At 50.1% G+C, this 14616-nt stretch carries 12 protein-coding genes; 5 read left to right on the forward strand and 7 right to left on the reverse strand.

Annotated elements, in window-relative coordinates:
• The first annotated feature begins 89 nt into the window (after window positions 1-89).
• Together J6J28_RS07050 and J6J28_RS07055 are read left to right on the forward strand one after the other, a co-directional pair.
• A complete protein-coding gene (locus tag J6J28_RS07050) occupies window positions 90-500 on the forward strand; it encodes a 2-amino-4-hydroxy-6-hydroxymethyldihydropteridine diphosphokinase (protein WP_301720662.1) in 411 nt (136 codons plus the stop codon).
• On the forward strand, window positions 497-1222 hold the full coding sequence (locus J6J28_RS07055; RefSeq protein ID WP_301720663.1) for an SDR family NAD(P)-dependent oxidoreductase: 726 nt from the start codon (window positions 497-499) through the stop codon (window positions 1220-1222). The genes J6J28_RS07050 and J6J28_RS07055 overlap by 4 nt, the downstream gene beginning before the upstream one ends.
• A gap of 74 nt (window positions 1223-1296) precedes the next feature.
• On the opposite strand, the gene acnA is transcribed toward J6J28_RS07055, so the two are convergent.
• A complete protein-coding gene (gene acnA, locus J6J28_RS07060; RefSeq protein WP_301720664.1) occupies window positions 1297-3975 on the reverse strand; it encodes an aconitate hydratase AcnA in 2679 nt (892 codons plus the stop codon).
• A gap of 210 nt (window positions 3976-4185) precedes the next feature.
• Here acnA and J6J28_RS07065 point away from each other — a divergent pair, with 210 nt between their 5' ends.
• Window positions 4186-5088 (forward strand): sensor domain-containing protein, encoded by a 903-nt coding sequence (locus tag J6J28_RS07065; RefSeq protein ID WP_301720666.1) that lies wholly within the window; start codon window positions 4186-4188, stop codon window positions 5086-5088.
• A gap of 80 nt (window positions 5089-5168) precedes the next feature.
• The gene (tesB, locus tag J6J28_RS07070) at window positions 5169-6035 is read left to right on the forward strand and encodes an acyl-CoA thioesterase II (protein ID WP_301720667.1); all 867 of its coding nucleotides are present in this window, start codon (window positions 5169-5171) and stop codon (window positions 6033-6035) included.
• Between the two features lie 272 nt (window positions 6036-6307).
• Here tesB and J6J28_RS07075 read toward each other — a convergent pair whose 3' ends face one another.
• The 6 genes from J6J28_RS07075 to udk form a co-directional block, all read right to left on the reverse strand.
• Window positions 6308-6667 (reverse strand): hypothetical protein, encoded by a 360-nt coding sequence (locus tag J6J28_RS07075; RefSeq protein WP_301720668.1) that lies wholly within the window; start codon window positions 6665-6667, stop codon window positions 6308-6310.
• Window positions 6668-6816: 149 nt separating this feature from the next.
• Window positions 6817-7527, reverse strand: a complete 711-nt coding sequence (locus tag J6J28_RS07080) for an RHS repeat-associated core domain-containing protein (RefSeq protein ID WP_301720672.1) — start codon at window positions 7525-7527, stop codon at window positions 6817-6819.
• Between the two features lie 81 nt (window positions 7528-7608).
• Window positions 7609-9405: an RHS repeat domain-containing protein gene (locus tag J6J28_RS07085; protein WP_301720673.1), complete on the reverse strand. Its 1797-nt coding sequence runs from the start codon at window positions 9403-9405 to the stop codon at window positions 7609-7611.
• Window positions 9377-9565, reverse strand: coding sequence for a hypothetical protein (locus J6J28_RS07090; protein WP_301720675.1), 189 nt, complete (start codon window positions 9563-9565; stop codon window positions 9377-9379). Before J6J28_RS07090 ends, J6J28_RS07085 begins: the two co-directional genes overlap by 29 nt.
• Before the next feature lie 151 nt (window positions 9566-9716).
• Complete coding sequence (locus tag J6J28_RS07095; RefSeq protein ID WP_301720676.1) at window positions 9717-10961, reverse strand: NupC/NupG family nucleoside CNT transporter; 1245 nt, start codon at window positions 10959-10961, stop codon at window positions 9717-9719.
• Between the two features lie 26 nt (window positions 10962-10987).
• Entirely contained in the window at window positions 10988-11620 is a 633-nt protein-coding gene (gene udk / locus J6J28_RS07100; protein WP_301720677.1) for a uridine kinase, read from the reverse strand.
• 177 nt (window positions 11621-11797) lie between these two features.
• On the opposite strand from udk, the gene J6J28_RS07105 reads away from it, so the two are divergent.
• Window positions 11798-14587, forward strand: coding sequence for a M16 family metallopeptidase (locus J6J28_RS07105; RefSeq protein WP_301720678.1), 2790 nt, complete (start codon window positions 11798-11800; stop codon window positions 14585-14587).
• The last annotated feature ends 29 nt before the right edge of the window (window positions 14588-14616 follow it).

Genomic DNA, 14616 nt, shown 5'->3' on the forward strand with positions numbered 1-14616 from the left:
TAACAAAATCATTGCAACTTGAGGGATCTGTCTTTCGGGTGCCTGCGTATCAGGGTATGCTTAATCTAATTCGAGAAAGGTGAGAAGTCATGGTTCACGTTTACTTATGCAGTATGGGGGCGAATATCGCGCCTGAAGAAAATTTTTCCACCGCCCAGTCAATGATTCGTTGCTTAGGTCGTACCATTTTCTCAGACGCTGACTACACCCGTCCCGTTGATATCAACACTCAGCATGACTTCCTCAATGCTCTTTTTATTATTGAAACGGACTTGACCGCAGAGCAACTTAAAGAGCAGTTTAATGCAATTGAAGAGCGCTTAGGACGTGATCGTTCTGACCCGCGCTCCAGTGAGAAGGACCGCCCGATGGACATTGATATTCTGGGACAGCTTCGTCACCAAGAGGCGGATACCGCCTGGGAAAACGTGCCGGAGTACCTGCAAGGCATGTGCGCCAGCCTCAAACCCGCTGCTGCACAGTTGGAGCATACCGCATGACCACGACCTCAAAGCAAAAACCTGTTGCCCTGATCACTGGCGCTGGCCGCCGCTTTGGCTTCGAACTTGCCAAAGCACTGCTCGCGGAAAACTATCTGGTGCTGGCCCATTACAACTCTTCAAGGGATGGGGTTGCGGAGCTCGAGCAACTCGGCGCAATCGGCTTGCAGGCCGATTTAACTCAGCAGAACGCCGTTGAGCTGCTGATCGAAAATGTGAAAACACACACAGACCGTCTGGACCTGTTGGTCAACAATGCCTCCTGCTTTTTCAATAATGAAAAGGTGAACCGGGATCCCAGCGCCCTGGCGGCAGTTTTCCAGGTCCATGTACAGGCGCCCTACTTGCTTATTCACGCACTTAGTGACTTGCTGGCCAGCACTGGTAATGGCGTGGTGATCAATATCACCGACATCTATACCGATAGTCCCTCCACTGATTATATCGCCTACTGTGCTGCCAAAGCTGGTCTCGCCAACCTGACCCAGAGTTTTGCTAAACAGCTCGCACCTGAAGTTCGTGTCAATGGCATTCAGCCGGGACCGATTCTGTTTCTGCCCGAACACGATAGCGAACATCGTGACAAAGTCCTTGCCGAGACACCATTAAAGATTGAAGGTGGCCTCGATCCGATGATCCAGGCAGTGCGTTTCCTGCGCGATAATCCATTCGTAACGGGTGAATTCGTCAAAGTCGATGGCGGCCGTGCATTGGTCATTTAATCGGTTCATCATTAACACCCGGACATAAAAAAGCCAGGCGCAATGCCTGGCTTTTTTGTCTGCGGACAATGATATTAGTCCAGCATCTGACGTAACACGTAATGCAAAATACCACCGTTTTTGTAGTACTGCAGTTCGTTGTTAGTGTCGATACGACATTTCACTTCAAACGTGACCTCAGAGCCATCCTCTTTCTTGGCTGTAACTTTGAGCATCTGGCCCGGTTTCAGGCTGCTGTCGATTCCCTCAATTGAGAGTTGCTCAGTACCGTCTAAACCATGCGCCTGCACGCTTTCGTTTTCGTCGAACTGCAGCGGCAGTACGCCCATGCCGACCAGATTGGAGCGATGGATACGCTCAAAACTTTCGGCCAACACAGCTTTCACGCCAAGCAAGGTGGTACCTTTAGCCGCCCAGTCACGGCTGGAGCCTGTACCGTATTCTTTACCGGCAAGCACCACCAGCGGCGTATCGTCTTGCTGATACTTCATAGCAGCGTCATAGATAGACATCTGTTCACCAGAAGGCACATGAACAGTGTAACCACCTTCGACATCATCGAGCATCTGGTTTTTGATCCGAATGTTAGCGAAGGTACCGCGCATCATCACTTCATGGTTACCACGGCGAGAGCCATAAGAGTTAAAGTCTTTAGGTTCGACGCCATTCTCCTGCAAGTATTTTCCAGCCGGAGAATCAGGCTTAATTGAACCCGCTGGTGAAATATGGTCCGTGGTAATGGAGTCAGCAAAGACCGCAAGTACGCGCGCATCCTTGATGTTACTCATTTCATGCAACGGCTTATCAATTTCGGTGAAATACGGCGGATTCTTCACATAGGTTGAATCGTCACTCCAATTGTAAGTTTTACCTTCACCGATTGGAATGTCGCGCCATTCTTCATCACCCTTAAAGACTTCGCCATATTCACGACGGAACATTTCACCATCGACAAAGCTGACCGCTTCCGCGATCTCTTTGCTGCTTGGCCAAATGTCTTTCAGGTAAACCGGATTACCGTCCTGGTCTTCGCCCAGCGGATCTTTACTTAAATCGATACGCGTCGTACCTGCCAGCGCATAGGCGACCACTAAAGGTGGTGACGCCAGCCAGTTGGCCTGCACTTCAGAGTGCACCCGACCTTCAAAGTTACGGTTACCGGAAAGTACTGAGGAAACCGTCAAGTTACCTTCTTTTATAGCTTCACTAATTTCTTCTGGCAGAGGACCTGAGTTACCGATACAGGTGGTGCAACCGTAACCTACCAGGTGAAACCCTAATTCGTTCAGGGCCGGGGTAAAGCCAGCTTTGTCGAGGTAATCGGTGACCACTTTTGAACCGGGTGCCAGCGACGACTTCACCCATGGTTTACGCATCATGCCTTTCTCAACGGCTTTCTTCGCAACCAGTCCCGCCGCCATTAACACACTCGGGTTCGAGGTGTTGGTACAGGATGTGATCGCAGCAATAACAACGTCACCGTGAGACAAGGTGTAATCCTTACCCGGTACCTGTACTTTCTTGTCTTTTTCGTTCGCCTGTCCTGATTGCTCGAGTATTAAATCAAAGTTCGCACCCAGTTCCGGCATAGCAACCAGATCCTGAGGACGTTTAGGTCCTGCTAATGCAGCACTTACGGTACCTAAATCAAGGTCGAGTGAGTCGGTGAACATAGGCTCCTTGCCAGTTTCACGCCACATACCTTGTGCTTTGCTGTAGGCTTCAACCAAATCGATGGTTTCTTGTTCGCGACCAGAGAGTTCAAGGTAACGCAGCGTTTCCTGATCCACCGGGAAGAAACCACAGGTCGCGCCGTACTCGGGCGCCATATTCGCAATAGTTGCACGATCCGCTAATGGCAGATTATCCAGACCCGGACCGTAAAATTCGACAAATTTACCTACCACGCCATGTTTACGCAGCATTTGCGTTACTGTCAGTACTAAATCCGTGGCGGTCACACCCTCTGGTAATTTACCAGTCATGCGGAAACCGATAACTTCCGGGATCAGCATCGAAATTGGCTGACCAAGCATGGCCGCCTCAGCTTCGATACCACCTACGCCCCAGCCTAATACGCCCAGACCGTTGATCATGGTGGTATGGGAATCTGTACCTACCAGCGTATCGGGCATGACATAGGTTTTGTCGTCTTGCTCTTTGGTCCAGGCAACTTTTGCCAGGTACTCTAAGTTGACCTGATGGCAAATACCGGTGCCTGGCGGAACCACACGGAAATTATCAAACGCGCTCTGGCCCCAGCGTAAGAACTGATAGCGCTCAAAGTTACGCTCCATTTCAATGCGGACGTTTTCTTTAAAGGCTTCTGGGGTTGCGAATTTATCCACCATCACCGAGTGGTCAATGACCAAATCGACGGCAGATAAAGGATTAATCTGTTCCGGGTCCTCACCCGCTTTAGCGACTGCATCACGCATTGCCGCTAAATCGACAATCGCTGGTACACCGGTAAAGTCCTGCATCAACACGCGCGCCGGACGGTACTGGATCTCACGGTCGGATTTGCGTTCTTTCAACCAATGCGCGACGGCTTCAATATCGTCCGGAACGACGGTGTCGCCATCTTCGTTACGTAGCAGGTTTTCTAATAACACTTTCATGGACGTTGGTAATTTATCCACATCACCAATCCCCGAGAGCTTCTCAGCAGCCTTAGGCAGGCTGTGGTAGTGATAGGTTTTACCATTGACTTCTAATGTGCTTAACGTCTTCAAGCTGTCGTTGCTCGACATAGCTTACTCCTTCTTAAAACGATACATCCTCTAAGCTTAGCCGCAAAATTGCGGTTCAGCCATAGCACTTATTTATATTCACTATGGGACGTATAATCACAAAGATCAACTCAGTAACGCGCTGATACAACAATAGTTTGGCTTCTTTTAGCTATTTGCTTCGATAATGGTATACGCTTAGCCAGGACCCTAAATTAAGAACCGCCCGGTATGTCACACCACAAGATCGAAATATTCGAAACCTTAGGCCAGTATATGGACTTGCTGATGGACGCTATCTGCGTGGTCGACCCTGAAGGACACTTCGTTTATATCAGTGCAGGCGGCGAACGGGTGTTTGGCTACCCGCCTCAGGAAATGCTGGGCCATTCCATGTATGATTTCATCCATCCAGACGACCATGCCAAGACCCGTGCAACAGCAGCTGAAATTATGGCGGGTAGTGGCAAAGTTGATTTTGAAAATCGCTACATTCGCAAAAACGGTGAATGTGCCTTTATACTTTGGTCGGCGCGCTACTCGGAAAGCGATAACATCCGCATTGCTGTGGCCCGCGATGTCACGGCGCAGCGCAAGATCGAAGCGGAGCGCGAAGCTCTGCTAACTCAATTACAGCAACTTGCCCTTTATGATGGGTTGACCGGGTTGCCCAACCGTAGCTTATTTTACACCCGCGCCAAACAAGCTCTGGCGGAATCTAAGAATGTTGCAGTTGCCTACATTGACCTGGATAAGTTCAAGGAGGTCAACGATGAGTTTGGTCATGCCATCGGCGACCGCGTAATTCGCGCTGCTGCAAAGCGCCTGCAGCAAAAAGTACGTAGCGGCGATACCCTAGCACGAATTGGCGGTGATGAATTTGTGGTGCTGTTTGAGCGCGTGCAAAACCCTAACGATGCGCTGGCCATTGCAACGAAATTATTCGATGCGTTCGAGGCTCCTATTCACCTGCCTGAAGGCAACTTTAATATCGATGCCAGTATAGGTATCGCACTGGCAGAGAGACATGGCGACCAGCTGGAAGAACTCCTTTTGCACGCAGATGATGCCATGTACCGGGCCAAACGCTTAGCTGTTCGGCAGGTCGTTATGGCTTCAGTTGAAGAGCAATAACATAAATTGGCCTGTTACATGTTGTCGTCCGCTGCCGCAGCCTTATAATAGCCGCAGTAGCTAACCGAAAAGGAATAACGATGAGCCAGGTATTGCAGGATTTGCTTGATTTACTCCGCTTAGAAACGATTGACCAGGGAATTTATCGGGGTCAGAGTCAGGATCTAGGCTTTGGCGCAGTATTTGGCGGTCAGGTGATCGGACAGGCGCTCTCTGCAGCTAAGGAGTCCTTGCCTGAAGATCGCAAGGTACACTCGCTCCATTCGTATTTTTTACGCCCCGGCGACGCACAAAAACCTATCATTTACGATGTCGAAAATGTTCGTGATGGCAAAAGTTTCTCGACCCGTCGGGTAAAAGCCGTACAAAATGGTAAGCCTATTTTTTACATGACGGCATCGTTTCAGATCGATGAGCCTGGCTTTGAACACCAGGACACTATGCCTGAAGTTCCCGGGCCTGAAGGTTTAGTCTCGGATATTGACATCTACCGTGAACACGCAGAGCTGATCCCAGAAAAGATCCGCAATAAATTTATTTCGGAAAAGCCCATAGAGATGCGTTTTGTTACGGCGAACAATCCGTTCAAACCAAAAATTGATAAGCCTAAACGCTATGTCTGGATCCGTGCCAACGGCGAGATGCCAAATGACTCACGGGTACACAAATACCTGCTTGCTTATGCTTCTGATTTCAACTTTTTGCCAACGGCCCTGCAGCCCCATGGAGTGAGCTTCGCGCAACCCGACATGCAAATGGCCACCATCGACCATTCCATGTGGTTCCACAAAGATTTTCGTCTGGATGACTGGATTTTATACGCGATTGACAGTCCGGTGGCCTGCGGTGCCCGAGGCCTGGTGCGCGGTCAGTTCTTTACCCGTGACGGCGTGCTCGTTGCCTCGACCGCACAAGAAGGCGTGATGCGTAAGCATACGAGAAAGTAGCGCGCGACCATTTCACGGCCTAAATAATAATAGTCAGTGTAATCGCCATTGGCATAGGTGCCAAGCAGTTGACCGTCCTGGCTGTAATAGCTGTAGGTGGTGCTGCCTGATACGGTCTTTGCCACGCGGCGGCCGTGAGCGTCGTAGGTCGTTCCACTGACACTGTGGCAACTGAGCATCCATTTCGAAGGTCGACCAGATGATCATATAGGCCTACTAAAAGTTGGCTGACACAGAATGTTGAACACTCTGATTAATAGTTTAATTCAGTGTTAAGTGATAATTAGATACGAATCAAGTCTATGAATACCCATAACTATTCCTTCAAAATTCATCTCTTTGGAGTCCAACTGGTCACTTTTCAATATAAAACCGAAAAATATCCACGATTTTGCTAATGATAGCTTCAACCGAGCATTTAAATCTCGAGGGCTCAATTTATAAAAAAGCTCACCCATTATAACTAGACTATCTTTTTGCAAAATATTATCGAAGCACTTTTTATCCCGTGCAAAATCTCGAACAACAACTGATAAACCATTCAAGTCCAACCATTCTAAGAGCAGATCATCGCTTTCTGAAGAGGCTTCAATACTCTTGCAAGTCTCTTTTTTTGCGACATGTTCGTTCATATTACCCACCGTGGTTGTATATCTCGAAATTAGTTTTGATTCCGTAAGGTTTTCCCATGAAAAAAGTTTCGGGATTGCTATAGAACAAGGGGCAATACTAGTATCGAAATAATTTTTTATGTCCTCTAAAGATATGCTTTCCCCCATTTTTACTGTCTCTCTATTTTATCTTCATCAGGAAAGAAATCCCAACGTTTGCCGTCTTTATCAGTATAGGTGACATGGGGTCCTCTCTTAGTTCCAGACTCATGTGTATCTAGATCGTTATGTATCTGCTCACCTGACTCTGGATTGACCCACGCACCCTCAGAGCTACCTACTGGGGAACTTGGGTTTCCTTTCCATTCCCATCCGTCCTCGGGGGCGCTTTGCAAGTCCTCGCCTTTCGGGTTACTACCAAGTAACCCTGTAATTCTATCTCTAGCTTTATCTTCACCAGACTCATTAAAAACAGCGCCAATCACCATCCGAGCAAGCGATAGCGCTCGCCCAGTTGGCGTCGCTCGAAGCGTTACGCCCGCCGCAACAGAACGTGCGGCGGCTCTGCTCGCAAACTGTCCCCGACCTATTTGCCCACTTGAAAGCGCACGCGTATCGGCCAGTTCAGCTCGTGAGAATGGGATGGGCTCAGCACCATCCGGATCCACATACTTATACGGATTATTATTCGCATAAGCATAGCGGTTGAACAGTGTCGGATTGCTGGCTTTGAACCCGACCGGGTCATTCGAATAAAACCGCCCAATGTTGGCATCATAGTAGCGTTGCTGCATATACACGAGGCCGAGGTCATCATCTTCGACGTGGCCGGTGTAGCCGGGTGCATCGCTTTGCGTGCTATCACTGTAGCGCGCGACCATTTCACGACCTAGGTAATAGTAGTCAGTGTAATCGCCATTGGCATAGGTGCCAAGCAGTTGACCGTCCTGGCTGTAATAGCTTTAGGTGGTGCTGCCTGATACGGTCTTTGCCACGCGGCGACCGTGGCCGTCGTAGCGGTAGGTGATGCCACCTGAGCCGCTGATTTGCCCAGCGCGGTTAAAGCTAAAGCTGCGCTGGCCGTTGCTAATCACATTGCCGCGGTTATCGTAACTAAAGTTACGCGCGGTGCTGCCGCTGATGTGTGTCAGACGTTTGGCATTATCGTAGTGATAGGTGCCGCTGGCACTGCCAAGCTGCCGCGTGATGATGTTGCCGTTGCTATCGTAGCTAAAACTGCCCTGGCCCCAATGCCCCGTGGCAGCAACTAAGCGGTCAAGGCCATCGTAACTGAGTCCCGTCACGCTATGAGTGCCATTCACGCCATCGATGATGCTTTGGATATTATGATTGGCATCATAGGTGTAGCTCAAGTTGACTACGTGGCTGTTACCAAACATCTCACGTTTCTTAAGTCGCTGCTGACTATCCAGTGTTTGCCAAAAGGTCAGCCAGTTCGCTGTATCGTAGCCACGCAAAATACCATTGGCATAATAGCTCCCATTAGTGGCGTAGCTGCCCGCTTGTGTTGGCTCGCCATAGGCGTTCGGCGCATAGCTTACTACACGGCCCGAGGGATAAATGGTCGACACCCGATGTCCAGCGGTGTTGTAGCCATAGTCGGTCAGAAACTGCAGACCATCAATGCTCAGTTGCTCACTCTCGAGCAAGCCCAAGGTGTTATACCAATAGGACCACACCGCATTGCCGGCAGTTAGTTGCGTGAGCTGCCCTTGTGCATCAAAGGTGTATTGGCGCGTCGGTGTGGCATCAGGAAAGCTCTGCTGACGTACGTTACCGACATTATCGTAGGTGTAACTGATTTTCCGGGTAGAATACACGCTACTGGCATCACAACTGGCGGTGCTGCCATTCGCGCCCGGAGCGTGCCACAATAAATCGCCTACCGCGTTGTAGTAATAGGCGGTCGCACCCACATCATCACGCACCACTTTACACAGCCGTTGCTGGGCATCATAACGACGGTACTCAGTAGTGCCGCCTTGACTGTTACTCACGGGTTGGTCAAACAGGTTATAACTGAGCGTGGTGGTCACCCCTTCTGGCGCACTTATCACCGTCGCCAGCTTTTGCTCGGGGGCTCCGAAACCGCGATAAGTGGTCGTGGTGCTGTAACCGCGGGCATTGGTTTCCCGTACGCGGTTACCACTTAGATAGGTATAACTCGTGCCCTGATTAGTTGCCGTATTGCGCACCTGCCGCACCCGCTGCAAGCCATCGTAGCTGGTAGTATGCCCGGCACTCAAGCTCGTGGTGCGACTCGGGTACGACACAAAGGTCGGCTGGTTGTACGCATCAAAACGCTGGCGCACATAACGGTTTATCTGCGTGCTAAGGTCTTGCTCATGGGTCAATGCCGGACGCAGCAGCGCATCGTGCTCAATCCGTTTTTGGTAGTTCCCACGGGTCTGCGTTTGCACCAGATAGCCGTTCTCGTCCGTGTAGCTTATCGTCGTTGCTAACCACGGGCTCGGCGGAGTGATACTGGTCACACGCCCTAACACATCATAGCTGTACTGCGTGGTCGCGCTATTAAAGTTCGTCACCGCCGTCACTTCACCGCGCGCGTTCACCGTTTGACTGGCACTTACTGTGCCACTGCCGTAGCGTTGCGGTAAGGTAATGCTGGTGGGAATACCGCGCACATAGTTGTTAAACTCAACAAAGCGATTCGGCGCATTCCAACTTTCACGCTTTAACAAGCCGCTGCTATGATGCGTTTGCGTACGCTGCAGCAAGTACAACCTCTTGCGCCGGGGTATGCGTTGGCACGCATATCCATCCTTGTACAGTAACCGCACCAGAGGTCTCGGTGGTGACATCACCAATGGCGCCAAGCGCTCCCGCCTGTGCCTGTGCACACCACAAGCAACCTGCAGTGAAGATCCTTTTCTGCATGAACCTATCCTTAACATATCTTATTATAGTGTTGCTTTATTGGTACCATTTGTTAACTTTGCTAGTCAATTATTTTTCGCTAGGCTTCAGTTCGCTACATACAAAAAAGCCCGCAACAGCGGGCTTCTATCTCATCAGGGACAGTCTTAGGCTAAGAGATGCTAAAGAAAAAGCCCGCGATGGCGGCGCTCATCATGTTCGCCAGAGTTGCCGCGAGCAACGCACGCATACCGAGTCGGGCGATGTCGTGGCGGCGACTTGGTGCCATACCACCGAGACCACCCAGCAGAATGGCAATCGATGAAAAGTTAGCGAAGCCACACAACACGAAGGTAATAATCACCTGACTGTGCGCACTAAGCTGGTCTTTGTAATTGACAAAGTCGAGGTAGGCAACAAACTCGTTGATGACCAGCTTCTGGCCAATGAAGCTACCCGCCAGCTGGGCTTCGTCCCAGCTTACGCCAAGTACGTAAGCAATCGGCTGGAATACATAACCAAAGAGTTCCTGTAACGATAAGTCGGGATAGCCAAACCAACTGCCGACCCAACCAAAAATTCCGTTGATTAGCGCGATTAATGCAACGAAGGCAATCAGCATGGCACCAACGTTGATGGCGAGTTGCACACCACTGGAAGCACCGGCCGCGGCCGCATCAATAACGTTGACCGCACGGTCTTCGACTTCAATATCACCGGCTTTCTGGGCATCTGTGCCGTCAATAATATTTTCGATATCTTCGCGCGGCTTATCCAGCTCTGGCATAATCATTTTCGCCATCATCAGACCCGCCGGAGCGGCCATGAAGCTTGCTGCGATTAAGTATTTGAGCTCAACACCGACGCCGGCATAACCTGCCAGCACTGAGCCCGATACCGAGCACATACCACCGACCATGACGGCAAATAGCTCTGAGCGCGTCATGCTGCGAATAAATGGACGTACCATCATCGGTGCTTCGGTCTGACCAACAAAGATATTAGCCGCTGCCGACATAGATTCGGGACGGCTGCTACCGATGATTTTATGCAGTGAACCACCGAGGATCTTGATGATCCACTTCATGATGCCAAGGTAGTAGAGTACGGAAATTAATGACGAGAAAAAGACAATGACGCTTAACACCTGAATGGCGAATACGAAACCAAAGTCAGCGGACGCCAGGCCACCGAACATAAAATCTATACCGGCACCGGTGAAGGCAATAATCTTCGCCACCCCAGAGGCGACGGCAAAAAGCACGTCCTGCCCAAAGGGCACGTATAGAACAAAAGCACCAAGGGCAACTTGAATGGCAAACGCACCGCCTACTGTGCGCCAGCGAATATTTTTTCGGCTATTGGAAAAAATAAAAGCGATAAGGAACAATATGGCGATGCCGAGAAAACTATTCATAGATTAGACCGTGTTGTTGTTAGTTCTTATTCCGCCAATAACTGACGGATTTTCGATTTTATAAGGTCAATGGCAATCTCATTCTGACCGCCGCGAGTCACCACTAAATCAGCAAACTGTTTTGATGGCAAAATAAATTCAAAAAATGCAGGGCGAACCGTTTCCTCATACTGCTCGGCGACGGACTGGATGGTGCGGCCCCGCTCTTCTACATCCCGGGTAACGCGTCGTAACAAACACACATCAAGTGGCGTGTCCATAAACACCGAGATATCGAATAACTTACGCAAATGTGGATCGTGGAGCAACAAGATCCCTTCAACCATGATGACACGGCCAGGCTGAATTTTGATGGTTTCTTCGGTGCGGGTGTGTGTTTTATAGCTGTACTGCGGCATCTCCACCGGCTCACCTGTGCGCAACTGTTCCAGGTGTTCCACTAACAACTCATGCTCGAAAGCTGATGGATGGTCGTAGTTCGTCAGTTGGCGTTGCTCGAACGTCAGATGACTTTGATCGCGGTAGTAAGCATCTTCTGCGAGGATAGCGATACCCTTACCGCCGAGTTCGGCAACCAGTTCTTGATAAACAGTTGATGCAAATAAGCTTTTACCTGACGCTGAGGCACCAGCGATGGCTATAATGGTTGTTTGTCCCACACTAAAATTCTTCATTTGCCTGATAACAGCCGGCAATTATCCTTGATCCACTGGGTAATTGGAAGCGTTGTAACCGATTGACCAATCTTGTTACATTTTTCTGCCTTTCACAAAGTTACAACAACCGGTCACTGAAGTATTATCGAAACGTTAAAACACTAAAAACGGAAGATAGCTATGCGATTATCCAAAACATTGACGGCCATGGCCGTTGCTACAGTTCTACTTGGCGGTTGCCAGGCAACCGCACAACAAACGTCAGCGAATAATGCTGTCACCGCGCAGCAACAACAGAATTTGCCTGATGTTGATATCAGCTACGAAACTTTTACCCTGGATAACGGCTTAACCGTTGTCGTTCATGAAGACCGTAAAGCCCCCATCGTTGCCGTCAACGTCTGGTATGGCGTTGGCTCAAAAGATGAAAGCGAAGGCCAGACCGGTTTCGCCCATTTGTTCGAACACTTAATGTTTAACGGTACCGAAAACTACGACGACGAGTACTTCGGTCCGTTTGAACGTGCCGGTGCAACCGACATGAACGGTACCACCAACAGTGACCGTACTAACTATTTCCAGAACGTTCCTACTCCGGCGTTAGACATGGCGCTGTGGATGGAATCCGACCGTATGGGCCACTTGCTTGGCGCAGTAACCCAGGAAAAGCTTGATGAGCAGCGCGGCGTTGTACAAAACGAAAAACGTCAGGGCGAAGCGCAGCCGTATGGCCGTGTGTTCGGTTTCCTGGCCGAACAAACCTTCCCTGAAGGTCACCCCTACTCCTGGTCAGTGATCGGTTCAATGGAAGATTTAAATGCAGCGTCACTGGATGACGTGCATCAATGGTTTAACGACTACTACGGCGCAGCCAATGCGGTCGTGGTATTGGCCGGTGACATTGACGTTGAAACTGCCAAGCAGAAAATGAATAAGTACTTTGGTGATATCGAAGCCGGTAAACCACTGAAGAAACTCAACAGCTGGGTGGCCAAGCGCGAAGGCACCAAGCGTGCAACCATGGAAGACAATGTTCCTGCTGCACGTCTTTACAAGTTGTGGAACACGGCCGAAATGGGTACTGCTGACTCCGATTACCTCGGTTTATTAGTAGATATTCTTGCCAGTGGTAAGAACTCACGTCTGTACCAGCGTCTGGTTTATGATGAGCAAATTGCGAGCATGGTCTCAGGCTTTAACTACGAGCGTGTGCTGGCAGGTCAGTTCTTTATCATTGCTGATGCCAAACCTGGCGTCGACATGGATCGTATCGAAGCGATCATTGATGAAGAAGTTGCGAAAATCATTGCAGAAGGCCCCACCGCAGAAGAACTGGAACGTACTAAGTTCAGTACTGTTGCTGGCTTCGTACGCGGCGCAGAACGTATTGGTGGTTTTGGCGGTAAATCAGACATTCTGGCTGCCGGTGAAGTTTACCACGGTGACCCGGGCTACTATGAGCAATCAATGGAGCACCTGAAAGCAGCAACTCCTGCAAAAGTGCAAGCGGCTGCAGAGCGCTGGTTAAGTGATGGTGCCTTTGTCCTCAACGTAGTTCCACAACCTAACTACACCACCATTGCAGCCCAAGCGGATCGCTCAGAACTGCCAGAAGTTGGTGAATTGCCACAACTGGAGCTGCCGGAACTGACCACCTTTACCCTGTCCAATGGTTTAGAAGTTGCGTTAGCCGAGCGCCATGACGTACCTACGGTACAAATGCGTCTGGTGATCGACAGCGGCTACGCCTCAGATTTTGGTGGCAAAGTCGGTACGGCCAGCTACACCATGAGCATGTTACGTGAAGGTACGACCTCGCGTGATAGCCTGGAACTAAGCAAAGAGCTTGAGTCATTAGGTACCAACCTGTACGCCAGTGCCAGCCTTGATAATTCAACGGTAAGCATGGATACCCTGGTCACCAGCCTGGTGCCAAGCCTGGACATCATGGCCGACGTGTTGATGAACCCAGCGTTCTCAGAAGAAGAGATCGAGCGCAAGCGTGGTCTCTGGATTGAAAGTATCAAGAAAGAGAAAGCACAGCCTACCTCGCAAGCCTTCCGCGTACTGCCGCAGCTGATTTTCGGTGATAATCACGCCTACAGCGTGCCTTTCACCGGATCTGGCACTGAAGCATCGATCAACTCACTTACTCGTGCTGACCTGGTTGAGCATGCTGAAACCTGGTTACGTCCGGACATTTCACGGTTAGTGATCGTTGGCGCCACCACCGAAGCTGAAATTAAGCCATTGCTTGAACAGTACCTCGGTGAATGGACTAGCCCTGCTACTGCCGCTCCAGAGAAGCAATTCACTGCAGTTGAGCCGCAGCAAGAAGCGCGCGTGTACCTCATCGATCAACCAGGTACCCCGCAGTCAACTATCATTGCTGGCCATTTAGCGCCTTCAAGCAATGCTGATAACGCGGAAGCCGTTGACGTAATGAACACCATCCTTGGTGGTAGTTTCACCAGTCGTCTGAACATGAACCTGCGCGAAGACAAAGGTTGGTCTTACGGTGCGCGTTCAAGTTGGTATGCAGCTGATGAAGCAGGCATGATGCTGGCAACGGCTCCGGTTCAAACCGACAAAACCAAAGAATCGATTCAGGAAATCCTGAAAGAATTCGAAGGTTACTTAGGTGGGAATCCGGCAACTGATGAAGAACTTGAGAAAGTCATCTCGAACAAAACGGCGAAGCTTCCAGGTGCATACGAAACCAAAGCAGCATTGCTTGGTTCTATCGTCAACACCCTGGAAAAAGGCAAGGACATGACCTGGCTAGAAAATTACGGCCAGCGCATTCGCTCACTTGAAGTCGAAACGATTCGTGGCACTGCAGACGACGTCTTACGTCCTAACGCATTAACCTGGGTGATCATCGGCGACCTGAGTCTGATTGAAGACGAAGTGCGCTCACTCAACCTTGGTACTGTGACTAAGCTGGACAGCAACGGAAATCCGCTGTAAATCCAACTTTTTATTCTGCCTTCAAGCCG

Origin of the sequence: Pseudidiomarina terrestris (genome assembly GCF_030466375.1) — a bacterium.
GTDB lineage: Bacteria > Pseudomonadota > Gammaproteobacteria > Enterobacterales > Alteromonadaceae > Pseudidiomarina > Pseudidiomarina terrestris.